The organism is Bradyrhizobium sp. SPXBL-04, from assembly GCF_051853035.1.
Lineage (GTDB): Bacteria > Pseudomonadota > Alphaproteobacteria > Rhizobiales > Xanthobacteraceae > Bradyrhizobium > Bradyrhizobium zhanjiangense.
In genome coordinates, this window is sequence record NZ_CP182472.1 from 6,799,372 (window position 1) to 6,824,947 (window position 25,576).

The following is a 25,576-nucleotide window of genomic DNA, read 5'->3' on the forward strand; positions in this document are numbered from 1 at the left end:
TCTCCGCGCCTGGCGGGTCAGGTCCGACTTCTCCTTCGCGTATCCGCCGACACTAGCCCTTGCCTCGCCGCCGCCCCACGAACAGCCGAAAACGGACAAACTCCCCGAACGAAATGCGTGGTACTGATTGTTCGCGCGTTTTCTAGATGCAATGTGCACAGCAACAGATATGCAGCCTGTATCGCGAGCGGCGACCCATTTCAGAGCTGATGTCGAGGGGCTAAGGGCGATCGCAGTTCTATCGGTGGTCGCCTTTCATTATGGAGTTCCGGGCTTAACCGGCGGATTTGTCGGTGTAGACGTGTTCTTCGTCATATCCGGCTTCCTGATCACGCAACTTTTGCTTCGGGAGATAGCCGCGACCGGGAAACTCGATTTACTTGGCTTCTATGGTCGCAGGGCTAAGAGGCTCTTGCCTGCCGCCTTCGCGGTCACGCTAACGACCCTGATCATCGGATACTTCGTGCTGGCGCCCTTTGAACAGAAGGAGATGGCCAAGTCGGCCGCAGCTTCAGCGCTGTATGCCGCCAATGTTTGGCTCCTCCGCCAATCCATGAACTATTTCGCCCCCGAAAGTTCACTCAATCCCTTCCTTCATACGTGGTCACTTTCAGTCGAGGAACAATTTTACTTGGTCTGGCCCGCATTTCTCCTCATTGTCGGTCGTTTCAGCCAAAAGATCATCCTGCTCGCTTTGCTGATCGTAGTGTTCGGATCGTTCGCTGGCTGCATCTACCTGACCTACGGCAAGCAAGCTTGGGCGTTCTATCTCGCGCCCCCTCGGGCATGGGAGTTTGGAGCAGGAGCTCTGATCGCAACAAGACCCTTCGAGCGCTGGGCAAAGCAGCCTGGCTCGAGTTCGATCGTTGGATGGTTGTCCTTCGCAATTCTCATCCTGTCATTCTTTGCTATCGACGGCTTCATGGCGTTCCCGGGAGTAGTTGCCGTTGTTCCGGTGGCAGCTACGGCACTGCTGCTGCTCACGGGGAACAATCCTGCTGGACCGTCGGCTTTGCTCAGGACGCATCCGTTTCAGTTCTTCGGTGCCCGGTCCTACGCCATTTACCTCTGGCATTGGCCGATTGCAGTTCTTGGTACGGTGCTTGTTGGCAGCACGGCACTCGCCAATTGCCTTTTCTTTGTTATGACAATCGTTCTCTCGTCGCTCAGCCTCGCCTGGCTCGAATACCCCATCAGAGCTAGCCACTGGCTGGCACAGCGATCTGTACGATCAATAGTCATGGGTGGCGCCGTTACGTTAACCGCCACGGTTGCCGGCATCCTTTCGTTCGCCATTGCGCAGCACGTCACGAATGCCGCGCAAGCGAAGATAGTTGCCTCGACTTCGAAATATTCACTTTCGAGCGAGAGTGGTTGTCTGGCCGGGTTCACCACACAAAGTCCCATCCGCTGCGTGTTCGGCCCATCCAGCTATACAAAGACAATTGTGCTGTTGGGAGATTCTCACGCCGATCAATGGACGACCGCGCTCGCGGCTATTGCCGAACAGAGAGGATGGCGGCTTATTACCTACCTGAAGGCCTCGTGTCCTATCGCCGATATCCCGGTTTCCAAGGTCTACAGTTTGCGACTTCGCCGGCTCTCGCCGCAGTGCGCAAGCTGGCGCGAGCAGGCAATCGCCATGATAAAAACTCAAGATAGCCCGGACGCGATACTGTTGGCGCAGTTTTCGAGCGGAAACGTCAAGGGACCATTCACCAATCTGGGACCTCACGCAGTGAGCATTGAGACATGGGAGCGTGGATTATTTGGAGCGCTCAAGGAACTCGAACCGGTCAACGCCAAGCTCATTGTGATCCGCGACAATCCCACTCCTTACCACCCCGTCGGCAATTGTCTTGCTCGGGCGGAATGGCGGCGCTTACCATTTAGCACCTGCAGTCGCAGTCTTTCGCTCACTACAAGCAACGAAGTGCTCGAAGCAGAGCAACGTGCCGTGTCGTCCATCAACAACGCGCGCATGATCGACCTAACATCGTCGATTTGCACAGGCTTGGTATGTCCGGCCATTCGCGACGGTGTCGTTGTCTATAGAGACGCAAACCATCTCACGGTCGATTTCACACTAGTGCTTATGGATCGTCTCGCCGCAGAACTAATAGCCGCCCTCTGAGGAAGATCGTGTCGGCCAAGCATCGCAGCGAGCGAGACTCGGGTATGAGCGCTCATCGCGGCGCTTATTTCCGGCTAATCTCGGTCGACAAAACTATCGCAGCGCAACTGGTTGAGGCTAGGCGCCTCAGGGCACACGAACCGCATCCTCCACCGGCAATGCAACGTTGTCGTTAGCGCCTGCCGAGCCGCTTTCCTCTTTCCCAGTTGAGTTGGACTCGCCTGCCATGACTTCCGCCCACCGCCGAACTATGGTCCACCGATCCCATCGCTCGAGGGCGCGCTTTCGTCCTTCATCGCCGTAACGCCGGCAGAGTGCGGGCGACTCACTGAGCTGGCAGATCGCAACTTCCAGAGCTGACAAATCTCCCGGCGGAATCACGAGACCGGCGCCGGTCACTTCCACCGACAGCCCCGTACCTTCTTCGGCCATCGCTATGACCGGCCGAGCGGACGCGAAGATCGCACCGAGTTTTGAGGGCAACACCAGATCGGCTGCCTCGGCCTTCTGCGGAATGAGATGAAAATCGGCCGTCGCCATCAATTCGTTGAAGCTCTCGTTGGGCTGAAGTCCAAAAAAATGGACGTTGGAATGTCCGGCGCCCATCTGCTCGAGCCTCGTTTTGTGCGGTCCCTCGCCGGTAAGAATAAAGTGAACATTTGGATGGCTTTGCTCCAATCTGACCGCAGCCTCGATTACGAGATCGAGCCCCTGCTTGTTCGACATCGTTCCAGAGTAGAGCGCAACAATATCGCCCTCGCCGAGGTTTAACTGCCGGCGGTATTTTGTCATTCGTGATCCGGGGCAGACTGCGCTGGTATCAATCCAGTTTCTGACCTCAAGCGCTTTGTTGGGCGCTAGCCCTTTGATTACCAGGCGCAGCAACATCGCCTCAGAAATAGTTGAGACGCGATCGAATGATTTGAGGATTGCAGCTTCCGTTCTCAACATCCACTTGCGCAGTGAATGGTTGCGCAGCAGACCAAGATCGAATGCCGCGTCCACCTCGAAATCCTGCACATGAAGCCATGATTTTGCGCCGACGCGACGAGCGACGAACGAGACGAAGGCAGCCGACATCAGCGATGGCGCGACGGCGATCATAACGTCGGGTCGCCAGGATAGCGCCTCGAAGAGGACCGGCGCCGCGCTCGTGAGCGCGAACGAAGCATGATGGACCAGCCGTTTAGCGCCCGAGGGATGTCCGGGCACATAAATCGGCACACGTGTTACTCGAACGCCGTCAACATCTCTCGGTCTGAAGTACGACGATTTGAACGCGGGGGGGATCTTCCAGGCCGGATAATAGGGGGGCGCCGTAATGACCCGAACTTCATGACCGTCGGCTGCCAGACTTTCGCAGAGCTCGGCGTTGTATTTCGCAACGCCGATCAGATCTGGGGCATAGTTGATGCCCACCAAGAGAACACGCATAAAGCCCCGCCCAAATCAAAGTTCAGAATAAAAAAGCTTTCTTGTAGTCCAAGTAGTCTACTCAGCGCGTTGCGCTGACTTCCAGATGACGTCCGTAGCCTTCCAAGAAATCTGCGTATGCGGCCGCGAGACCGGCCTGCAAAGCGACGTTCGGCCGCCAACCAAGCCCTCGAATTCTCGAACTATCGAGCAGCTTGCGTGGCGTTCCGTCAGGCTTGGAGGTATCGAACGCGAGCTTGCCTCCATAGCCCACGACTTCCGCTACGGCCGCCGCAAAGTCTGCGATCGATAACTCATCACCACTACCGACGTTTATCGGCAGGTCGCTCGAATAATTCTTCAGAAGGAAAAAGCAGGCATCGGCTAAATCATCGACGTTGAGAAATTCGCGGAGCGGCGTGCCGGAGCCCCATACGGAGACGCTCGGCGCATTGGCGATCTTGGCTTCGTGGAAGCGCCGGATCAGCGCTGCAGGGACGTGACTATGGTCCGGATGATAATTGTCGCCGCGGCCGTAGAGATTGGTCGGCATCACCGAGATGAAATCATCGCCATACTGCCGACGATACGCCTGGCACATCTTGAGGCCGGCAATCTTGGCGATTGCATACCACTCGTTGGTCGGCTCGAGCGGCCCCGTCAGCAATTCGCTTTCGGCGATCGGCTGCTTCGCGTGCTTGGGATAGATACAGGATGAGCCGAGGAACAACAGGCGCTGCACGCCAACCGTGTGACTTGCGCGGATGACGTTCAATTCCACCGCAAGATTGTCGCAGAGAAAGTCGACCGGGAAACTGTTGTTGGCTGCGATACCACCGACCTTTGCAGCGGCGTGCACCACCACGTCGGGACGATTGGCCTGCAGCCATTTCAGCGTGGGCTCTTCCTTTGTGAGGTCCAGTTCACGCCGGTCGGCCGTCAGCACAGTGCAATTCTCTGATGCAAGCCTTCGGACGACAGCTGATCCGACCATGCCGCGGTGACCCGCGACAAAGACACGTTTGCCCGTGAGATCGTAGGTTGAAACCCCTGTCATCGTATCCTCTACCAGCGACCGATTGGCCGGATCACCACTCCCAGGAGATCCAGCCACCGCCGCCTTAAGCAATCACGCTGCCGATGCAGCTCCGCCGATCTGGTAACACAATCTTCACCATGCGAAAGCCGATCCCGGCCCGGCAAAGATATTCATGGTGAACCCGCGCTGCGCGCACAAAAGAGCAGCACTCTGCGAAACAAAAATGAGCAAGGCAGCCGCATGAGCTATGCGGCTGCCTCTAAATCTTTGCAAGAAACGGCGGCCGCCGCTCGTTCAGCCCAAGCTCAATATGCCCGACGTAGGACAGGACCGACAGGCGCGCAAACGCGATCCATGTACCAGCCATAGGGCGTCTCGACTCGCACCAAGGGGCAACGGCGCACCGGCACATAGCGGTATGGATACGGCTGCGCCCAGAACGTAACAGGCGTCACCTGGCTCTCGCCCGTGAGCAGGTCTGCCGGTGCGGGCATCTGCATTGCGGCGCTTGCTGCGCTCGCCGCGCCGAAGGTAACAGTTGCGGCCAAAAGACCTGCTCGCATCAACGTCTTAAACATCCCAAAAAGCTCCTCGCCCCTACGGATTTGATCCCCCGCCCCGCGCCCGTCAGACCCCCGCCAACCGACTTCACGGGTCGTAAACCACTCCGCGACTAGCCCAAATAGTGAACCGAACTTACCAAGGCCATCGGTAGAAATGCAACCGATGCCACGGCGGCCAACGGCCTTTTGGGTCGATATGGCGCATAGGTGTGGCTTCTTGGTCCTACTTTTCCTCGCTCCAGGCGCCCGGGGCAGCGAGGTCGGGTGAACGGCGGTACACATCCCGAAGGAACTGGTAGTTGACCGTCTGAGCCAGCGGCACGTCTTCCTCGCCGAGCTTGGCGAAAATGAGAATATCCCGGAGCGTCCGCCAGCGGCTTTCGTCGTAGTCGCCAATACGACCGCCCGTCGGCAACACCAACGGCCGCTGCTGCTGCAGCTCGAATTTCAGCCGCTCAGAGCTCAGCCTGGTCGGGCCGGCGCCGGCGAGAACGGGCACGCTCCGTGCATAGTCCGCGTAGGTAAATTGCCATCCTCGAATGAGGCCCTGAAGGATGTCGGCAATCATGGATGGCTGTTCATGGACGAGACCATTGCTCGCGAAGTAGACCAAGCCAGGGACATGGATGCCGTAGTCTTGCGGCTTGATGACATTCAACTTCACGAAAGCCGAACTGGAGGGATCGGGTTGCTCGTCGATTGCGGTGATGATCGCATCCACCTCCCCGGCCCGCAGAGCCTCAAAGCTATCGCGGCCTGGGACCTTGGTGATCTGACTCCGGGGAAGCCCGAGCTGCGCCATCATCGCATCGAAAACGACGTCTCCCTCACTCGCCCTGCGGTATCCGACCCGCTTTCCGACCAGATCAGCCGGCCGCCGCAATCCCGAGGCTTCGAGCGTGAAAATCGCGACAGAGGTGTCGAGAAAGCTCGCAGCAAAGGCGGTCACGGGCACGCCACGCCAGCTCGCCAGCAAGAACTTCTGGCCGCTCGTCACGCCGATGGCATGTTGGCGTGCAATGGTTTGGACGAAGTCAGGGTCTTCAGGCTGGGCCGACACCTCGATGCGGGTGGAGAAGTATCCCTGTCTGGATGCCGCGAGTTCGCCGGCAAACCGCGCGCCATATGGCCCGTCCAGGAGGAGCTTGACTGCGGCGGCCCTGGAAGCTGTCGGAGCTCGCATGGGCGCCCTATCGGGACGAAGAACGAGGAGCACGGTTCCTACCAACGCGACGACTGCAAGGCCAATGGCGAGGTAGCGCTTCCCTCTCGGCCGAGGTCGCCGCCGGGACTGGATTCGAGGCAACGAGAACTTCCTAACGGGTTGTGAAATTTAACATATCAGTCGAGGCGAGATGCGCTACAATGCAAGCTTGTGGGGTAAGGTTAATTTTTCCTTCGCCTTGTTCTAACAGCGATTTTGACCGATAGCACGGCGCGTTCGGGCAATGAATATTGCGTCAATGGGTTTGGCAGGATGACTATTCTTTCCACGCGACCGGTGCCCGTCGCTGATTCGGCGGGGGAAATTGGCGTGGTCGAGCCAATCGCATCCACAGCTACTGGCTTTGCGCCTAGCTGGCTGCGCCCTGTGGTTGTGGAGCGATCGATGGCGGTGATCGATGCGGCGCTGATCGTGGTCAGCGGGATCGGCTGCGCGGTCGGCTATCACGTCGCGACCGCCGGCACGCTCGGCAAGGCCGACGTCTATGCGGCGGCGAGCCTGCTCGTCGCGATCAATTTCGTGCTCCTGACCATCGTGCAGCAGGGCTACCGGCTGAAGGCCGTCACCGATCTGCCGCGCACCTTCCGGATGACGCTGACGACGTGGACCTTTCTGTTCGGCGCGCTGCTGGCGATCGCCTTCACGATGAAGGTCAGCGACGAATTCTCCCGCGGCACCACGATCTCGTTCTATCTGGTCGGCCTCGCCGTCCTCATCGCCTGGAAAACGGCTGCGGCGCGCTGGACCGCGCACGCCTTGCGCACCGGCGCCTTCGCCAACGGCCGTGCGATCATGATCGCCGAGTTCGGCCTTGCCACTTCGTCCAACGCGGTCGACGACCTCGGCCAGCACGGCTACCGCCTGATGCGGGTGATGGAGGTGCGGCCCAAGGAGCTCGATTCGCCGCTGCTGCTGTCTGCGCTGGCGCCGCGCTTCGAGGAGCTGATCAGTTACGCGCGCGAGAACCGGATCGAGCACGTCTTCCTGCTGATCAACTGGAGCCGCCAGCATGCGATCGACAGCATTCTGGACGTGCTGAAGATCCTCCCGCTTCCGGTGCATCTGGTGCCGGACGCCAACACGGCGCGCTTCCTGCGCTATCCGCTTGAAGGCACCGGCAACACCTTCACCGCCGAGCTGCGCCGCGCCCCGCTCTCTTATCGCGAACGCGCGCTCAAGCGCGCGCTGGACCTCGTCGGCGCGAGCCTTGCGCTGCTGGTGTTCGCGCCGGTGATGCTGGTGACCGCGCTCGTGATCAAGCTGACCTCGAAGGGCCCGGTGTTCTTTCGCCAGACCCGCCACGGCTTCGGCGGGCGCGCGTTCAGGATCTTCAAGTTCCGCACCATGCGCGTGCTCGAGGACGGCCCGACGATTCGACAGGCGCAGAAGAACGACCCGCGCGTCACGCCGATCGGCAAATGGCTGCGCAAGACCTCGATCGACGAGCTGCCGCAGCTCCTCAACGTGCTCAAGGGCGACATGTCGCTGGTCGGCCCCCGCCCGCACGCGGCCGCCCACAACACCGAATATGAGCAGATCATCGGCAACTACGCCTTCCGCCACCACGTCAAGCCCGGCATCACCGGCTGGGCCCAGGTTAATGGTTATCGCGGAGAAACCCGCACGCTCGAGCTGATGCAGAAGCGCGTGGAGCATGACCTGTGGTACATCAATAATTGGAGCTTGGCGTTGGATGTGAAAATTCTGTTTCGGACGGCAATAGTAACCTTTGCCAAGCCGACGGCATACTGATCGTCAGTTTTCAAATTCTCGGTCGCTTATCTTGCAAATGAACCTTTTCGCCATCCGGCTTCAGAAGCTCTTTCATGCGTTGCGTTCTCCCCGGGGACGCCGCGCGCTTATGCGCAATGTCGCTGCGAGCATTGAGCACACCTCTGCAATAGGCTCAATGGATTACAAAACTATCGTTGATGTTGGAGCGAATGTCGGACAATTCGCCCTGTTCGCGCGCGAGCGTTGGCCCCACGCCAACATCTTGAGTTTCGAACCGCTCGATGATTGCTGGCAAACTTTCAATACCATCTTTGGCACTGACAATCGTGTTCAACTATTCAAGTTCGGCGTTGGCTCTTTTGAGGGGGAAGTTGCGATCAACGTTGCGAACGAGAACGATTCGTCGTCAATTTTGCAGCCCTCGACTACACAGGCCGACGTGTTTGGGACGATTGTAAACATACGCAAGAAGGTCACGCTGAGGCGGCTCGGCAGCACGATGCACGCGGATCAAGTCGCATCGCCTGCACTCCTCAAGATCGATGTCCAAGGATTCGAATTGGATGTGCTGAAAGGTTGCGAAGATCTTCTTCAACGATTCCATACTGTTTACGTGGAAGCCTCATACGTTGAACTCTATGAAGGGCAAGCTCTCGCTGGAGAGGTGATCGAGTTTTTGCACCGCCACGGGTTCATTCTCCGCGGTATTTTCAACCAACACGTCGACAAACATCGCGGGCCACTACAGGCTGATTTTCTCTTCAGGCAGGCAGGCAAATCGTGACGATCGAGCGCTGTTTTATTGTTGCGATCGGTCAAATCCCTCCCCCCGTGACCGGCCTTGCGTACATCACCTCTGAGATGATTCGTCTCCTGCGAGAGATCCATGAAGTAGCTACGGTGAACATTTCGCCAGCTCCAGGTCTCCGAGGCTTTCCGAAACACGCTGGGAGGGCTTCTCGCGTTCTCCGGGGGCTTGGAGCTATACTGTGGTACATTCGAAAGAAGGAGCGCGTGTGCTACTTGGTTTGCGAAGGCGACTGGGGTCTACTGTACACGATCTTGCTCTCAGCGCTTGCACGCGTTTGCCGGTATCGAATCTACCTGCATCACCACAGCTTTGACTATATCAGCAAACCTAAAAAACTGATGCGAGCGCTCGTGCGGGTGGGCGGTCCACGAGCAACGCACTTATTCCTCTGCCAACAAATGCGCGATCAATTTTCGTCAGCCTACAACAGGCCCAGCGAGAGCCGCATCCTGTCGAACGCTGCTTTCGTACCTCCGACAATCCGCGGGCAAAAACAGGCTTCCACTCTGACGGTCGGGCTGCTCAGCAATCTAACGAGGGAAAAAGGTCTGTATACCTTCATTGATCTGATGCGCCGGATTAAGTCGAAGGGAATCGATATCAAGGGTATTTTGGCTGGTCCCATCGGGAACGAGGAAGATCGTATTCTCGTCGAAAGAGCAATCGCAGAGCTAAAGGGCACGCTCGACTATTGGGGTCCCATCTACGGCGATGAAAAGAAGCGATTTTACCACGATCTCGACGTCTTTATATTTCCCACAGAGTACGCCCACGAAGCACAACCGACAGTCATTTTTGAGGCGTTGTCTGCAGGGAATGCAATCGTCGCATTCGGCAGAGGTTGCATACCCGAACAGGTTCGGGACAACGGACTGATCGTTGAGATCGGAAGAGACTTCATTGATCCGTGCTTAGAATACCTCAATGAAAGCGCAAGGCGCATCTCCGAATTGAGGCGCGATCATGATCGTAGAGCGCGATCATATGAACAAAAGCATCTTCTTAGCTTGATGTACGCTCAAACCTTTTTGGATTCGCAATTTTCGAACAATAATGCCCGAAATAGGGATGCGCTGTGAAGATTACAATATGGCACAATCTTGTCTGGGCACGATACAAGGCCGTAGTGTTTTCCGCCCTGTACAGAGAAGCTCAACGCCGCGCTGTCAATGTTACATTTTACCAGATCGCCGAGACTGAAGTAAGAAGGGCGGCACTAGCTCCAGTTGACCTCAGCTGGCATCAATATCCTTTTTCGTTGCTGTTCAAAGGGGCATATTCTAAAATACCGAAATCACAACTCTTTGCGACACTACTTAAACACACGTGGCTGGATCACTCTGATCTAACGATTTTGAATGGCTACGAAAAGCCTGAGGTTTGGCTGCAGGTGCTGATTCTTATCCTGCGTAGGAAAAAGTTCGCATGGTTCTGCGACTCGACTATTCATGATAAGCCACAAGCGCTTCTGACAGGAATTGGAAAACGAATCCTTTTTGGGCTCAGCAGCGGCATCTTCTGCTATGGGAAACGATCTGCTGAATACGTCATCCACTATGGTGTCTCACCAAATCGCGCTTTTCCCAATTGCCAAGCGGCAGCACTCCCTAGGGATTATTCGCCCGAAGAAGTGATTGTAAGGCGCCAAAACAGCGCCGCGCGCCGCGATAGTCCAAGATATCTCTATGTTGGTAGGCTATCTCCTGAAAAGAGCTTGGAGAACCTGATCCAGGCATTCTCTCGTGCTCTGACGCATTATCCAGAAGCCAAGCTTGTGCTGGTCGGTCAAGGGCCTGAGCAGGAAAAACTTGAAAGAATCTGCGACGCGCTTGGCATTACTGCCCGCGTAGAATTCACGGGCTCCAAAGTGGACCAAGCGCTGTTCGACGAGTACCTCAAGGCTACATGCCTAGTCCTTCCGAGCCGCAGCGAGCCTTGGGGGCTCGTGGTCAACGAAAGCTTAAGCTATGGATGCCCTGTAGTGGTGAGCGACCGGTGCGGGTGTGTGCCCGAACTAGTAATCCCTGAGCGGACAGGGTTTCCCTATAGCTGGTCCGACATTCAAGAGCTGACTCAGAGGCTAGTTGACGCACCAATCGCATTTGAAGATATAGCGGTCACAGCTAGGAGTTGTCTGTTGCAGATTGCTCCCTTTACCCCGGAGGCTGCGGCCAGGAGTATTCTGGACGGTTGCGAGAGAATCATAACCGCATCCGGTTCTGTACTCGTCGGGACTGAAGGACAGCCATGAACTGGAAGACCGTCGCACGTGGGGTTGGCGCGAATGCTTTCGTCCAAGCCGTAATCCTTGTTGTGCAATTATCAGCAGTGCCGGTCTTGGCCTCTCATTGGGGGCTACAACTCTATGGATGGTGGGTAATCGCTTCCGCTCTCCCGTCTTACATTTCCCTTGCTGACTTAGGATTTGCCACAGCAGCGGGAACGGACATGACCATGAAGGTCGCTCGTGGTGACCTGGACGGCGCGATTAAGACGTTCCAAAGTGCATGGATCGTTGTGATTGCCGCTTCAATTTGTATCCTTGTCGCATCGATCTCGGCTTTCTGGCTATTGCCCGTCTCGATGACCCAGTCCCAATACATGGGCGGGAGCGAGGTCGGTGCGACGCTATTCTTCCTCATGGTTCAATCTATCTCCGCACTTCATGGAGGGATATTTCTTGCTGGATATCGCTGCAGCGGCCTCTATGCCCTTGGAACAATGACACAAGCATTTGTCATGCTTGTGGAAGGCGCCGCGGCTATCCTTGTCTGCACGGCGGGCGGGACGCCGAAAGACGTTGCACTCGCCCTAGCAATTTGCCGACTTGTAAGCACTTCGGTTCAAGGTTTCGTTCTCGCCCGAAACGTGCCGTGGCTAAAGATTTCCATCACGGATGCCTCGTGGCGGGAAATAAGGCTACTGATTAAGCCGGCCATAGCAGCAATGACTCTCCCGATAGCTCAGGCCAGCTTCCTTCAAGGGACCACACTCGCACTTGGCGCAGCCTCCAACACTGCGAATGCGGCTATCTTCTCGTCCACAAGGACACTAACTAGATCAGGCGTGCAACTCGTCTCCCTCCTCAACCATGCGATACTTCCCGAGTTTTCAGCTGCTTCGTCACGAGGCGATCGAACTGCTTTAATGAAGCTGGTGTTGCTCTCCACAGCCTGGAACTTGCTTGCACTATCCGTCACCGCGATAATTCTTGTCTTCTTTGGAACAACCATCGTCTCCATCTGGACTCACAATGTGGTCGTACCACCAAGCTCTTTTGTTGCAGTCATGACCGCCACCATGTTGGTAAACGGCTGCTGGCATCCTTTCTCAAATTTTCTGCTCGCTGTTAACAAGCATCATCTCTACTCCTATCCTTACGCGATCCTCGCAGTAGCAAGTGTCGCGCTAACCTATCTACTGGTGCCGACCTACGGCCTAGATGGGGCAGCCGCATCGTTGTTGTTGCTCGATGTCATCATGGCTAGCCTTATTGTCCGGCTCGTCTTCATACACATCGCTCCGCCCTCAGAACTCCGATCTTGGCTTCTAAAGCTTGTTCAAGAAATTAAGCCTGCAAAAATAGACCAAAAGGCTGTTGCCCTACTCTTCAGACCGAAAGCCAGAGATCTCAAACAACATGACTAAGAAGCTTCAGTTTGGAGTTTTCCATCCAGGCACTCAGCATTCGTGGCAGACTACACGTGCCCTTCAACATTCGGGTGCTCTAAAATGGTACGCAACTTCTATTTTCTACCAGCCCGACCGCTGGCCATACAGTGCAGCGAAGATCATGCCTGGCCGAGCACGGGCTCTGTTGGAGAAGGAGTTTAGCCGGTTTCATCACCCAGACATCGATCTGTCTTTGGTCCATACTCAAGGCATGCATGAGTGGATTGAACGTCTCTTCGCGAGAGCGAAGTGGAGGCGCGCGTCAGCCTGGATCAATTTGATCGGCAACCGGAAGTTTGGTCACGATGTCGGCCATCTTATTCGGAAGACCAATCCCAATGTAGTCTGGGGCTACGACTCCTCTGCCAAGGAAGGCTTTGAGACGGCAAAGCAATTAGGAATCACCAACATACTCGACGTAACAATTGGAGATCCACGCATTTACAACGAAATCATGAAAGGAGTGCACCAAGAATACGCAGAGTTCTTCCTAGCCAAAGCGTTTCTAATCGACCAAAAGCGAATCGACCGGCTGGATGAAGAATACGATCTGGCGGATATCATTCTCGCAGGCTCAGAGTTCTGCAAAAATACTATCTTGGATAAGCGAGCCCGACCCGACCTTGAGAAGAAGGTCCGCGTGCTCCATTATTGCTATGACGACGTTTTCTTCTCTCCGACCAGCCGGCCGCGCCTTCCTGCTTCGCGCAATCAGCCAGTTAAATTCCTCTTCCTTGGTCAGGCCGGTCCTCGGAAAGGCATTCACTTACTCCTAAATGCGATCTCAAGGATCCCAGAAAGCGCGGCTTCTCTAACAATCGTCGGAGACCTCCAAGTGCCTGACGAAACGTTCGCGCGGTTTTCCGACAGAGTTCAGTTAATTCGTACCGTCCCGCGGTCCAGAGTCAGAGAGTTTCTACTCAACGCTGACTGCCTAGTCTTTCCTAGCTATTTCGAAGGTTCGGCGCTTACGTTGTACGAGGCTCTGGCTTCAGGAACTGCCATCATACAATCCAAGAACGCCGGGACAGCCGCTGACGAAAACACGGGGATCGTGCTGGAAAGCTTAAGCGCAGAATCGGTCTATACGGCCATGATGAAAGTGATAGAAGATCGCCAGCTCTTAGACCACTGGGCAGCCGGAGCGCCCGCAAGGGCTGAACAATTTTCCTTTTCGAGATATCAGAGCGCCGTTGCAGATCTCGCGGCAAACTTGGCTGCACCGAACGACTAAGGAGCGCCCCTTGTACGAGATGAATCTCGCCTTCACGACGGGTCTTTTCCTGGTCGTACTTGCTTCATTCCTGCTCTCAGGCCGAGCGTCCGTATTTCATCCTGGGACGTACTATCTATTTTTCCACGGACTTGTTTTCGTCGGACGCCCTATTGTTAAATATATCTACGATTTTCAGCTGATTTACGGGCTCTATAAGTTTCGCCCAACGGAAGATATCCAAAATCTCGCTCTAACTCTTGCCAACGTAGGCTTGGTCTCATTTATGGCCACAGTGACTTTGTTCGGCCGATCAAAGTTTCGATTTGCAGGCAGGACCGCATCTATGTTGAGCGATGTCCGAACCAGATCATCTCTGATTGTTACCACGCTGATTTCTTCTCCGCTTATGCTCGCTTCGGGCTACTACTCGATTCAGCGCGGAACGGATTTTGAGCGATCCGGAATGATCCGCGACTTCGCGACGATGACATCGATAAACAGGGATACGACTGGCTACTTAGTCGACGCTAATGCAATGATGGGACCCATATCGATCTTGATTGCGTGGGCATTCCGCTTTCGCCCAATTGCATTAATTCCTTTCGCAGCGTTCGTTGTATTCCGAATGTATATTGGATGGGGGCGCTGGGCGTTTGTAATGACCGCCGCGTCTCTCGCGTTACTCTATTTCTATGAACATCGCCGGAAGTGGCCCACAATCAAAGTAGCGGCGACGGCGGCCGCATTGTTGGTCGTATTTTTCTTTATCGGTCAGTCTCGTTCCTTTCTCCAAGACCTAATTTCCGGCCAGCCGTCCACGCAACGTGCGGAAACGGCAAGCAGAAATCCGCTAGACAACATGGATTTTGCGAACCTTGAGTATCTGGAATACATCCTGACAATTGTTCCAGACCAGACTGGGACGTATGATTACTTCCTCCGCAATCTCCAAGTTTTCACCGAGCCGATCCCGCGAGCAATGTGGCCTGAAAAGCCAATAGGCCCGCCCATCCAGCTCTACAACATTTTCCAATACGGTTTTCCCATCGGGATAACTTGGACCCTCGTAGGAGAAGGTTGGCAAGACCTGGGCATTGCTGGAGTTCTCATTTGGTGTCTTCTCGCGGGAGCGCTGTTGGGAAGATTATATGAGTGGTATGTGACCTCAGATCAGAACGTATTCCGCACTGCTCTCTTTCTCGTCCTGCTGCCTCTTACTGTGCAGTGGTTTCGAGACGGGGTGCTACTGACCGCTATCAAATTCCCCTTCTTCTTCGTTCTGCCGATTCTGATCTGGTACCTCGTTTTTCGCCAAATGGCTCTGCGGATGTCGAACGCCACGGCAAATCTGAAGATTCCACGAGGACGATGAATATGTTCATCTGCTTTGCAGCCATCCTCATGCTGTTGCTGAGCCTCAACGACGCGCATGCGGAGGCTCCTGGGCCGTCCCAGCACTACGTATTCGCTCACTATATGGTTTGCTGCCCTCGCGATGGATTAACTTCAGATTCCTCGGCATTTCAGAAGGAAATTGTTCAAGCTTCGCGACTCGGAATCGACGGGTTCGCGTTGAACGTAGGCGCGTGGAAAAAAGAAGAGAAATACCCAAGATTGTCTTTGCAACTCTTCGAAGCAGCAAAGCGGTACGGTCCTGAGTTCAAGCTGTTTTTCTCAATGGATAATTTAGCAGTCGAGGAGGCGACAGACATTGTCACGATGTTCTATCAGCATCCGAATTATCTCGCCCACGACGGAAAGCCTGTTGTTTCTACGTTTGGCGGCACCAGCGATTGGGGTAGCAAGCTTAAAGCAGCTCTCCGCGACAAAGGCATTGAGGTATTTTTCGTTCCATTTCTTTACTACGCTCACAGCGACGTTCTCTCTCATTTAGACGCCTCTGGAAGAAATGCCTATATCGTGAAACGCGCTTTGGCCGAAAGCCCTAGCTTGGACGGATACTTCTATTTTGGAGCAGCGAACAGTGATCCAAGGCTTGCTCGGGAGCTCTTGACGATTGGAAAAATCGTTAAGACAAATGGCTTGCTGTCAATGCTCGGAATAAGCCCCTTTTACAAAGGATTTGGACCAAGAAATTCTCGTGTCTTCGAGTCTCACGGCTTTGAAAGCATGCAAGCCCAGTGGCTATCCGCGATTGGTTCACAGGCTGATTGGGTCGAGATAGTAACTTGGAATGATTGGGGCGAGGCTACGTATGTGGCCCCATTCGGAGAACCTAAAGATCAAGAGGTGTGGGGCACTCATTGGGGAAAGCTGCTGGCGCATGATCGGTTTTTGGAAGCAAGCTCCTACTACATGCGATGGTTCAAGGAGGGGAGACCCCCTCCAATCTCCGAGGATCGGATCTATTACTTCTATCGGGTGCACCCGAAGTCGGCTCTCGGCTACACGGGCCAAGATGAGACCGCTTTAGGCCGTCCTTCGGGCTCAGATGACTTAGACGACCAGATATACATAACATCCTTCCTAGGCCAGCAGGTCGAGCTTAAGCTCAACGTCGGCCTCACCGCTCACACTGTCTCACTTCCTGCCGGCGTTTCGACGGCGAGGATTCCTATGGCGCTTGGCGAGATACACCTCTCCGCGTTCAGAAATGGGACGGAAGTTGCAAGGAAACAACTTGAATTTCCGATCACAAATGACGGATCGGTCGGTAACTTCAACTATTTCGCGGGAGACCTTAAGCTAGGCTATTCAACGCCAAATCGACCAGATACTGATTTGCACTGAGTGCTTCTTGAGGCTGATGTTTATAAGGGTTAGGCATGACTGCCAACTGGACCAGGATCAGAAGGGCAACTGGGGTCTTCTTGCGTGGTGTTCTAGAAAGTATTCTGGCTTCGTCGCTCATCCCTGCCAGGATCAGAACATCCGCTCTGAGGATTGCTGGCGTTGACATCGGAAAAGGCTGTTACATCAACCCGGGTGTGCGCTTCCGTCTCGGCAGTATCCGCCTGGGAGAGTTCTGTGCTGTGAATTCCGCAACTATCTTAGATGGTACCGGGACGCTACTTATCGGCGACCGGGTGCATATCGGCTGGGGATCCATCCTCCTCACAGGCACCCATACGATCAGGCCTTCTGTTTACCGTCGAGATCGAAACGAGCCAAATCAGGCGAAGGTAACCACAGTCGAACGAGGCTGCTGGCTTGGATCAGGTGTGATCGTGCTTCCGGGAGTCACCATCGCAGAAGGATGCGTCATTGGCGCGGGCTCCGTTGTGGTCGAAAATACTGAACCGAACGGCCTTTATGTCGGTTCACCTGCAGTTCGGCGAAAGGACCTTTCGCTGGAGGAGCAACTCTGAGGTCATTTCCAGGGCCTCTCTTTGATCTGCACATGAGGGATCGTAAGATCAACACCATCCCGGGACAACATCCGTGAGAGGCTTTGCTTGGGTGCAATGTCCACGTCGTCCAAAGACTCGACGAGCCTCTGTCTAAGAGACCAACCGACCCCGATTAGGTTATGTTCGGCCTCACTTAGAAAACCTGAATCAACCAAGGCTGCGAACTCATTTAGGGCAAACTTTTGAGTTCTCGCATCGAGCGCGTGAAAAGCTAGGAGGGACATGCTATTTCGGCGAATCGCAATCCAACCTTCCAAGGGTGCGGTCACATAAGCTTCGGCCAGATATCTAATCGTCGTCTCAGCGCTGAAGCCATTTCGCGATATTTCCGCTGAATAAAGCAATAGCCAAAGATAGGAGTCCCGGGGGTTCACAACAATGGCTCCCTTCAGAGCGTCCTCCCCAGATTGCAACTCTCTATCGATTTCAGCCGCCGTTCGTCTCTCCATAGCTTCTTCACCAGCACGCAGGCTCATCAGGGCGCGCGCGCGCAAAAACTCCGGCTGTAGGAAAGCTGGCTCAGGGGATAATCTGGTCCGTGCCAGAGCCTCAGCCACCACGCCCGACTTAAAACGATCGTCCACCAAGATGCGCTCCGACACGGCACGCGCAGCTACCGTCGACCAGAAGGATGGGAGCACCGTGTGCGACCAAAGTACGCTCGCGCAACCCGCAAAAAACAACAGGCAGCGAACAAGCCACAGCCGAACAAAGTCAAAAGGTCTAAGGGATTTGGTGTTACTCGACATACCCGTAGCGAGCGTAATACTTTTGATAGTAGTATCGTCCGTGGTAGGATTCGTAGCGAGCTAGTAATTTGGTGTCCGCCTTGTTCAAAACCACGCCAAGAAGCTTGTCCTGGATCTCCGGCGCGCCGCGCAGATTGTGACGGACGACATCGATCCTTGTCTTGCCCCACTCCACAACAAACACGAACGAATCAACGAAGGGTGACGTAACGCGCACGTCCACCACAGGCGCCATCGGAGGCATATCGAGCACGACATAATCATATTTCGAACGCAACAGCGCCACGAGGTCGCGCATCGGCTTGGACGCCAGCACCTCATTGGTGTGGAGCAGCTTCGAGGTGGTCCCGGCGGGGAGGATCGCGAGTTTGGTTTGGGGATCGATGCTGACCACATCTTCGAGCTGCGCCTTGTGTGCAACGACGTCGACAAGACCTCCTTGCGCATCCGGCCGCAGCGCACGCGACAGGGACGGGTTGCGCAGATCGGCATCAACCAGGATCACCCGCGCACCGCCATGGGCTATGAGCTGCGCGAGGTTGGTCGAGAGCGTGCTCTTGCCCTCGTTGGGCAGCGTCGAGGTCACCGCCAACACGCGGTTCTCGCGCACGATGGAGTTGAGATCAACCGCCACCTTCAGCGAGCGCACCGCTTCGGAGAAGCGCGACAGCGGATTGTCGACGACATAGCGAAGTAGATCCGGCTCCGGGTTGTTGTTGTTCTTGCGGCCAAACTTGCCGGCGAGCACCGTTGCGGACGCCGGCGCGCCGAGCGCCGGCAGAATCGCGATGCAGTTCGCCCCGAGCTGCTCCTCGACCTGGCCGGTGGTGCGGAACACCTTGTCGGAGAGCTCGCGCGCCATCGCGGCGCCGAAGCTGAGCAGCACGCCGCCGAGCAGCGCCGCGCCTAGAATGACCAGCGACTTCGGCGCGCTCTTGACTTGCGGCGTGGTCGCCGCGCTGATCACGCGCGCCTCGGTGATCGGGAACGACTGCTGCTGCACGCTTTCCATGTAGCGCTGCAGGAAATTGTCGTACATCGCCTGGTAGCTCTGCGCATTGCTCTCGAGCTCGCGGAGCTGGATCTGCGCCTGGTTGGTGAGCTGTGATTCCGAGACGATGTTGGCGAGGCTCGCCTTGATCGCATCCTCGCGGGTTACCGCGATGTCGTAGTCGCTCTTGTAGGATTCCTGAATGCGCTTCAGCTCGTCCGTGATGTTCTTCTTGATCTCAGCCATCTGGGTGCGCAGGTTCACCGCGGCGAGATGGTCGCGGCCGTATTTGGTCGACCAGATCGATTCTTTCGAGGCTAGATCAACATATTGCGCGCGCAACTTGACGATTGTGTCATTCTTCAGCGCATCACCGACGTTCGCATCAGGGATCTCCTGCTTGACGATGTCGTTCATGCGGTCGAGCCGCGCCTTCGCCTCGGCGGTCGACGCATGCGCCATAATGAGCTGACTGTTTACCTCGGCAAGCTGCTGCTGGTTCATGAGCCCTTTGCCGGTGTCGATGATATTGTTGGCAGACTTGAAATCGACCACGGACTTTTGCGCAGCAGAGGCCTGGGTACGCAGTTCCTTGATGCGGTCCTGCAACCAGACGCTGGCACGGCGGGTCGCCTGATACTTCGCCTCGAGCTGGTCGACGATGTAAGCGTCGGCGATGGCATTGGCGATCCGCGCCGCCTTCTGTGGATCGCGCGAGGTGAAGCCAATCTCCATGACATAGGTGAGCCCAAGGCGCTTGATGGTGCGGTTGCTCGCGAAGACGCCAAGTGCCTTGCGCGTCAGCTCGAATTCGGACTGCGCGCGGCCGGAGGAGAACAGGCCGGTGACCGAGCCCATGATGGCACCGAGCAGGCCGCCGCCGCTTCCGGTGAACTCAGGGTCCTCCGTGAGGTGCAGGTCGCGGATTACGGCGAGGCTGATGTTCTCGGATTTCAGGATCTCGACCTGGGTTTCCACCGTCGCGGAATCGATCGCGATGTCGCCGAGCACGGATTGCTGCTGGAACAGCTGCACCTTGCGGGTGTCGATCACCATCGAGGCGGTGGAGGTGAACAGCGGCGCGGCAGTGAAGAGATAGAGCAGCGCCAGGATCACGCAGGCCGATACGATGGCGACCATGGTCGGGAACTGGCGCTTGATAATGTCGAGATAGGAGGTCAGCGCCTGCGACGGGGAGCCGTCGGCCTCGGGGAAATCACGGTTGATCTCCGAGGTCGGCTTGTTCACCTGCAACATCTAGCAATTCCTGAAAATGGATCGATGTGTCTTCTTGGGATTAATGTTCGCCAAAAGCCCAGCTGTGTCCGGAGCAAACCTGATGCCAAAGCCCGCGCTACGCGAACCCCTAGCATAATCCTGCCTGCAATTGAACGTGCTCGATGCTGCGTAAAGCGCCGCTTGCACGACATTTTGCAGGAAGCTTAACGGCGCAAAAGCAAAGCGGCGCCCGCTGGCGCCGCTTTCGAAATGTCGCAAGGGGCTATCGTGAAGCCCGATTCTCAGCGCGGGCTGACGTTGTTGGAGGCGTTGGTGATCCCGGCGGTACCTGCGCCGGAGTTCGGTGAGACGGTGTTCGCATAGTGGAATCCGCCGAAGCTCGGCGCACCGTTGCTAGAACCACCGGAGTTGCCGGGATTGCCGACCGGGCCGCCCGCGCCGGATGAGCCGCCGCCACCGCCACCGCCGGTCGCGGCGATCGCGACGTCGCCGGTCGCGGCCTGGTAGGCGGCGATCACGTCGGGGTTGCCGATGCCGGCGATCGCAGTCTGGATCTCATTGGCGAAAGCCGCATCGCTTTGCGCGGCCATGCGGGCGACCTGGGCGAGGCCGCCGACGATCGCGCGCATCTGGTCCTTGGTGGTCGCGGGATCCTTCAGAAGCGCGATCAGGCCCGGAAGCGTGGTCGGATCGGAGGCGCCGAGGTCGCGCACCCGCGAGATCAGCTGCGGGCCGCCGGTCGGATATTGCTGCAAGAGGCTGTTGGGCGAGGCCTTGAACTCGGAAATGATCTGGGCCGGCAGCTGGCGCTGCGGCGGATAAACGGCGGCGCTTGCGGCTGAGGTGATCGTCGCGGCGAGGGCCGCGGCGGCAGCCATGCGAAGCGCAATCCTGATAACGCTCATAAATAGACCTCCAAAAAATCAGCTGCCCCGATTTGCTTCCTCGGCCCGGGCAATGGCTTGCAGTTGCGGAACCTATCCGAAGAGAAATGGGCTGTCCACTTATTCTAAAGACTTCGTAAACAGCGCAACTGCTTCAAATCTAGACACTTTTATGAAGCTGAGGCATTCGCCGCGAGGTTGCGTCAGCGGTTGAGGTGCGGCCCTCGCCTCGCCCGCCGGTAGCGACGGCATCGCTTGCGGAGCGGCCCTCCCGGGTCGAGAAGGATTGGGCCAGGCCCGCGCCGAAAAGCGCAAAGAATGGAATGCTGTAGCCGGGCACCTGGAGCGTGAAGTCGAGGCACGAATGCAGCAGCGACAGCGTCGCGGTGGCCGCGGCCGCCAGCGGGATGATGGCATCGCGCCGCCGTCCGAACACGCCCTTGGCCAGAACCAGCAGCATGATCGCCCAGCCGAGCGCAACCAAGAGCGCCATCGGAATGCCCACCTCGGAGGCAAGCTCCAGCGGCGTCGAATGCGCGGCATCCCAGATGCCGCGAATCGAGATGTTGGGACTGCGATAGGGCGGAAAGGCCCATTGGAAGGTGCCCATGCCGGTGCCTACCCAAGGATTGTCGGCGATGATTCGAAGCGTGGATTTCCAGGCCTCGACGCGGCCCTCGTCGACCAGGCCCTGGCTGTCGAACCGGCTCGAGACGCGGCCGCCCAGGAGCTGCAGCAGGCCGAGCGCGACGGCAAGGCCCGAGCCGAGCGAGATCCAGATGCCGGTGCGTCGCGGCAGGTCTTTGCGGAGGAAGAGCGTGACCGAGACGATCATCGCGAGCAGCGACAGGCCGACGCCGGCGCGCGATCCCGTCATGAACATCGCCATCAGGTAGATCAGCAGGCAGCCAAGCTGCGGCAGGATTTCCTTTGGCGGGATCGTGCGCAGATCGAGCGACAGGCGTCGCCATTCGATATGCCGCTCCGGCAGGCGGCGGCGGACGTCTTCCAGGATCAGCAGCATCCAGATCACCGCGCAGGAGCCGAAATAGGCCGCCGCCGTGTTGCGGTTGATGAAGGTGCCGGTGACGCTGCCGAGATAGGCCGTCTTGTCCCGCCACAGGATCATGGTGGGCTCGATCAGGAACGAGAGCACGCCGTAGAGCGCGTAAGCCGCGCCCGAGATCGCGATCACCCACAGCAACCGGCGCGCGCGCTCGCGATCGGCGCCGACGGTGATGCCGAGGACGATGGCGAGGATGTTGGCGAGCGGGGCGCCGAGCGCGAAGAACGCCTCGTTCTTGACGATCGAAGCCGACGGGGCGATCGGCACGCCGAGCAGATCCGACGCCTGCTTCCAGATCGGCTGAAATGGCGCGGCCCAAGGATGATCGGAGAGCTGCTCATGCAGCACGAACGCATAAGCGGCGACGATGACCGCGATGCCGGCGAGCAGCCCTAGATGCGGCCTGCGCAGCTCGCGCGTCGGCGCGAAGATCACCGCGATTCCCAAGCACAGGCACCAGAATGCGATCGACAGATCATTGGTCGAGCCGAACGGAAACGGCGCGCCGGCGGCCACGAAGAACAGGATGAAGGTCGCGGGCAGGCTCCACGACCAGCGAATCCTGGACCAGCTTATGTTGGGAGGCCAAAGGCGCATCGTCGTTCTGGAGCGAGCTTTGCTTTAGCTTCTAGAGGAAGCAATCAATCGGATAGATCTTCAGATCAACGTTGAGGCGGCTGTTCCGGGTCTGCGCCCGGAAGGCGTAGAATAACCCAAAGCTGTCACTCCCCGGCTCGAGTTTTATTCCAGGGGTTAATTCATCCGGTGGGACCAGAAGGCCGATGTGCCGGTTGATGGCGGAAATCTCGATCCGCCCCTCCCCCTCGCCGAACCGACCCTCGAGCCGGGTGACGGTGACCTTCGGCAGCCCGCGACGCTGATGGCAGACATCCTCCTCCCACAGCTTGGTCTGTTGGACCAGCGGCTTGCCCGAGCCATCGGGGACGACGATCTCCGGGAAAGACGGGTGCAGCATCCCGAAGAACCGGCTCTCCTTGGAGTTCGCCGACAGCCGGACCGTGAACGAGAGCTCGCCTTTTTCTCCGCGAAGGCGCGACAAGATCGGCGCATCAGGTTCGGCGGAGACTATCACGTCGATGCGATGGCGAACGCCGAGCTCCCCTGCAGCAGCAAGGGCCTGCCCGAACGGTGCAAATCCGACGGCAGAAGGGACGAGAGCCAGAAGACGCCAGAATCCTCGAAAGCGCATGAAGCCCCTTGCAACACTGCGGGATGACCGATGACCGGCGCGACGTGCTCAGTGGCGCCTTGATCCAAATCCCGAACTCCTAGCCGCAGCAGAACCGCTTCGATTGCTAAACGAAAATGGCACCGGGACAAAGCCCCGGTGCCATCGTTTTGGTCGATCAAGTCGGCGTCTTACGGCGCCGTCTTGATGTTGTTGCGGAAGATCAGGACATCGTTGGAGAGGTTCACGGCATCGCTGCCGGTCGCCATGATCACGCGCAGGTAGTTCAGGAACTTGGCAACTTCGACGTTGCGCGAGTTCGAGACGTAGATGATGTCCTGGTTCTTCATCATGACCTTGGTGGCGAGGAAGAAGCCACCCGGATCGCGGAAATTGACCGCGAAGATGACCGGGATCGTCTCCGACGTGTACTTGCTCACGTCGATGCCGAGCTGAGCGGCAACCTCGCGCGGCTCGCGACGGTAGAGATACACGGCAGCCGGATCGGCCTGGCCATCCAAGAGACCTCCGGCCTTGCCGACGGCTTCGCCGAGGTTGATGCGCCATGCATCGAAATTGAACTCGCCGCTCTGGCCGCTGGCGCCGAACGCCAGGAACTTCTGCTGCTCGCGATAGACATAGATGCTGTCGTCGGGGCGAACATAGATGTTGTTCTCAGGCGTCATCACGAGATTTTCGAACGGCACGGTAGCCCGCCGTCCGGCACGCTCCAGCATGACCCAGGTCTCGAAGCCCTGACCCTTGATACCGCCGGCGCGGGTGATCGCATCGAGCACGCGATCCTTCGCACCCGCCGCGCTCGCCGGATAACGCGCCGGCGTATTGACCTCGCCGAGCACGCTGATGAGCTGGGTCCGCTGCGAGGACATCGCAACCACAACCTGCGGCTCGATGGCGCGGTTGGATATCTTTTCAACGATGGCTCGCTGAATCTGAACTGCTGTGAGGCCCGCCGCCTTGACCTGACCGGCATAGGGCACGGTGATAAAGCCGTCATTGTCGACCGATTGATCCGGGATCGTCACGAAATTACCCGGACGGACGCCGGCTTCCGCCGGGATGAACAGACCACCGGCGGCAGCTTCGAAGATGGTAACGCTGACGACGTCGCCGATGCCGAACACGATGCTGGCCGGCGGCCGCTTGTCCGTGAAGGCCCCCGCGAGCCCCTTGGGCTCATGGGTGTGCAGAATCTTCACCGTAGCCGGATTGATCGGCACCAGCTCATAGGCCGGCGCATTTTCGGTCTGGATCTTATTGTTGACGTCATCCGTCAGCGGGCCCGAACCTGGATTGGTTGAACACGCCCCGAGCGCTAGAGCGGCCGCCAGAAATGCCGGCTTGAATACATAAGTTTTGGCAAAGGAATGCATGAATCGCGCCCCAAGAGACCCCAATTACCGTCGATTGGTACGGCGGCGCGGGCGGTGCGACAAGGGTTCCCTAGTGGTTAACGGTGCGATCAGTCGGCTACTGTTGCGTGCGAGCCACTCTTTGGGGCTTAGTTTAACCCTTTGTGACTATTTGTTGTATTTCGTGTGCCCGGTCGGCGAGCAAACCGCCCAAGTCAAGGCGCGGTGTGGCGAGCGCGACGCGTCTTGACCTTGCCGCCGTCTGCTAAGGCTGGGCCTGTTAAGAGTAGGACCCCCCGTGTCTGGTCTCCTTCTGATCCCGCTGCTGGCAGGTTCCCTCCTTGGCGCCGCTGATCGCCCATTGGACGGTACAATACCTTGCGCTGACAGCGCCCGATCCACCTGCCACGGCCCGGCTGTTTTTGAGGTCGCCGCCACCTCCTCCGTCTGGAAGTTCACCCGGACCCAAGGGACGAAGGACGGCGAGAGCTTCGCCGCGATCATGAAGACGGCGGACACCAGCCAATCCGATCCGGACTTCGCCGGCCTGATCGTCCGTTGCGCGCCGAAGGGCAAGATCGACGTGTTGGTGGCCTTGATCCGGCCTTTCCCACCGCGGAGCCATCCTAGGGTCACGATCGCTGCGGCCGGCGGCGGCACCTTGACCTTTGATGCCAGCATGGCGGCCGCGGGGGCCGCCGTGCTCTTGCCCGATGAGGTCTCGGCCTTTGCCGCCGGAAAGTGGCAGACGACCCCCTCACTGTCCGTTGTCGTCAAGGAAAGCGACAGCGAGATCAAAGGTACGGTGGCCCTAAGCGGACTGCGGGAGGCCTATCATTCGCTGCTGGCAAATTGCAGCCAATAGGCCAAATTTAGCCATACAACTTAAGGGTCTTTTTAGCGGGGG

The 25,576-nt window shown here is 57.4% G+C and carries 21 protein-coding genes; 11 read left to right on the top strand and 10 right to left on the bottom strand.

Features of this window, described 5'->3' with window-relative positions; all coding sequences use genetic code 11:
* Positions 1-127 precede the first annotated feature (127 nt).
* Positions 128-2,134, top strand: a complete 2,007-nt coding sequence (locus ACNJX8_RS32550) for an acyltransferase family protein (RefSeq protein ID WP_439358107.1) — start codon at positions 128-130, stop codon at positions 2,132-2,134.
* Positions 2,135-2,260: 126 nt separating this feature from the next.
* On the opposite strand, the gene ACNJX8_RS32555 is transcribed toward ACNJX8_RS32550, so the two are convergent.
* The 4 genes from ACNJX8_RS32555 to ACNJX8_RS32570 all read right to left on the bottom strand — a co-directional run bounded on the left by ACNJX8_RS32555 (position 2,261) and on the right by ACNJX8_RS32570 (position 6,332).
* On the bottom strand, positions 2,261-3,568 hold the full coding sequence (locus tag ACNJX8_RS32555; RefSeq protein ID WP_439358108.1) for a WcaI family glycosyltransferase: 1,308 nt from the start codon (positions 3,566-3,568) through the stop codon (positions 2,261-2,263).
* 61 nt (positions 3,569-3,629) lie between these two features.
* Complete coding sequence (locus tag ACNJX8_RS32560; RefSeq protein ID WP_439362009.1) at positions 3,630-4,604, bottom strand: GDP-L-fucose synthase family protein; 975 nt, start codon at positions 4,602-4,604, stop codon at positions 3,630-3,632.
* A 287-nt stretch (positions 4,605-4,891) separates the two neighbouring features.
* Positions 4,892-5,164, bottom strand: a complete 273-nt coding sequence (locus tag ACNJX8_RS32565; RefSeq protein ID WP_439358109.1) for a hypothetical protein — start codon at positions 5,162-5,164, stop codon at positions 4,892-4,894.
* A 208-nt stretch (positions 5,165-5,372) separates the two neighbouring features.
* Positions 5,373-6,332 (bottom strand): ABC transporter substrate-binding protein, encoded by a 960-nt coding sequence (locus ACNJX8_RS32570; RefSeq protein ID WP_439358110.1) that lies wholly within the window; start codon positions 6,330-6,332, stop codon positions 5,373-5,375.
* Positions 6,333-6,758: 426 nt separating this feature from the next.
* Between ACNJX8_RS32570 and ACNJX8_RS32575 the strand changes: the two genes are divergently transcribed.
* From ACNJX8_RS32575 to ACNJX8_RS32615, 9 genes are read left to right on the top strand one after another with little or no spacing between them, the layout of a single operon-like run.
* Complete coding sequence (locus ACNJX8_RS32575; protein ID WP_439358111.1) at positions 6,759-8,126, top strand: undecaprenyl-phosphate glucose phosphotransferase; 1,368 nt, start codon at positions 6,759-6,761, stop codon at positions 8,124-8,126.
* A 37-nt stretch (positions 8,127-8,163) separates the two neighbouring features.
* Entirely contained in the window at positions 8,164-8,892 is a 729-nt protein-coding gene (locus tag ACNJX8_RS32580; RefSeq protein ID WP_439358112.1) for an FkbM family methyltransferase, read from the top strand.
* On the top strand, positions 8,889-9,998 hold the full coding sequence (locus tag ACNJX8_RS32585; protein ID WP_439358113.1) for a glycosyltransferase family 4 protein: 1,110 nt from the start codon (positions 8,889-8,891) through the stop codon (positions 9,996-9,998). Before ACNJX8_RS32580 ends, ACNJX8_RS32585 begins: the two co-directional genes overlap by 4 nt.
* The gene (locus ACNJX8_RS32590) at positions 9,995-11,170 is read left to right on the top strand and encodes a glycosyltransferase (RefSeq protein ID WP_439410295.1); all 1,176 of its coding nucleotides are present in this window, start codon (positions 9,995-9,997) and stop codon (positions 11,168-11,170) included. Before ACNJX8_RS32585 ends, ACNJX8_RS32590 begins: the two co-directional genes overlap by 4 nt.
* Positions 11,167-12,567 (top strand): lipopolysaccharide biosynthesis protein, encoded by a 1,401-nt coding sequence (locus ACNJX8_RS32595; protein WP_439358115.1) that lies wholly within the window; start codon positions 11,167-11,169, stop codon positions 12,565-12,567. The genes ACNJX8_RS32590 and ACNJX8_RS32595 overlap by 4 nt, the downstream gene beginning before the upstream one ends.
* Complete coding sequence (locus ACNJX8_RS32600) at positions 12,560-13,825, top strand: glycosyltransferase family 4 protein (RefSeq protein WP_439358116.1); 1,266 nt, start codon at positions 12,560-12,562, stop codon at positions 13,823-13,825. Before ACNJX8_RS32595 ends, ACNJX8_RS32600 begins: the two co-directional genes overlap by 8 nt.
* A 19-nt stretch (positions 13,826-13,844) precedes the next feature.
* Positions 13,845-15,179 (top strand): oligosaccharide repeat unit polymerase, encoded by a 1,335-nt coding sequence (locus ACNJX8_RS32605; RefSeq protein WP_439362010.1) that lies wholly within the window; start codon positions 13,845-13,847, stop codon positions 15,177-15,179.
* On the top strand, positions 15,176-16,558 hold the full coding sequence (locus tag ACNJX8_RS32610) for an endo-1,3-alpha-glucanase family glycosylhydrolase (RefSeq protein ID WP_439358117.1): 1,383 nt from the start codon (positions 15,176-15,178) through the stop codon (positions 16,556-16,558). The genes ACNJX8_RS32605 and ACNJX8_RS32610 overlap by 4 nt, the downstream gene beginning before the upstream one ends.
* Before the next feature lie 35 nt (positions 16,559-16,593).
* Positions 16,594-17,136, top strand: coding sequence for an acyltransferase (locus tag ACNJX8_RS32615; protein WP_439358118.1), 543 nt, complete (start codon positions 16,594-16,596; stop codon positions 17,134-17,136).
* 2 nt (positions 17,137-17,138) lie between these two features.
* Here ACNJX8_RS32615 and ACNJX8_RS32620 read toward each other — a convergent pair whose 3' ends face one another.
* The 6 genes from ACNJX8_RS32620 to ACNJX8_RS32645 form a co-directional block, all read right to left on the bottom strand.
* The gene (locus ACNJX8_RS32620; protein WP_439358119.1) at positions 17,139-17,765 is read right to left on the bottom strand and encodes a hypothetical protein; all 627 of its coding nucleotides are present in this window, start codon (positions 17,763-17,765) and stop codon (positions 17,139-17,141) included.
* 151 nt (positions 17,766-17,916) lie between these two features.
* Complete coding sequence (locus ACNJX8_RS32625; RefSeq protein ID WP_439358120.1) at positions 17,917-20,175, bottom strand: polysaccharide biosynthesis tyrosine autokinase; 2,259 nt, start codon at positions 20,173-20,175, stop codon at positions 17,917-17,919.
* Positions 20,176-20,438: 263 nt separating this feature from the next.
* Entirely contained in the window at positions 20,439-21,062 is a 624-nt protein-coding gene (locus ACNJX8_RS32630; RefSeq protein WP_439358121.1) for a hypothetical protein, read from the bottom strand.
* 139 nt (positions 21,063-21,201) lie between these two features.
* Entirely contained in the window at positions 21,202-22,704 is a 1,503-nt protein-coding gene (locus tag ACNJX8_RS32635; RefSeq protein ID WP_439358122.1) for an O-antigen ligase family protein, read from the bottom strand.
* Positions 22,705-22,735: 31 nt separating this feature from the next.
* Positions 22,736-23,317, bottom strand: a complete 582-nt coding sequence (locus ACNJX8_RS32640) for a hypothetical protein (protein WP_439358123.1) — start codon at positions 23,315-23,317, stop codon at positions 22,736-22,738.
* Between the two features lie 170 nt (positions 23,318-23,487).
* Positions 23,488-24,690, bottom strand: a complete 1,203-nt coding sequence (locus ACNJX8_RS32645) for a polysaccharide biosynthesis/export family protein (protein ID WP_128938179.1) — start codon at positions 24,688-24,690, stop codon at positions 23,488-23,490.
* 481 nt (positions 24,691-25,171) lie between these two features.
* On the opposite strand from ACNJX8_RS32645, the gene ACNJX8_RS32650 reads away from it, so the two are divergent.
* Positions 25,172-25,534, top strand: coding sequence for a hypothetical protein (locus tag ACNJX8_RS32650; protein ID WP_439358124.1), 363 nt, complete (start codon positions 25,172-25,174; stop codon positions 25,532-25,534).
* The last annotated feature ends 42 nt before the right edge of the window (positions 25,535-25,576 follow it).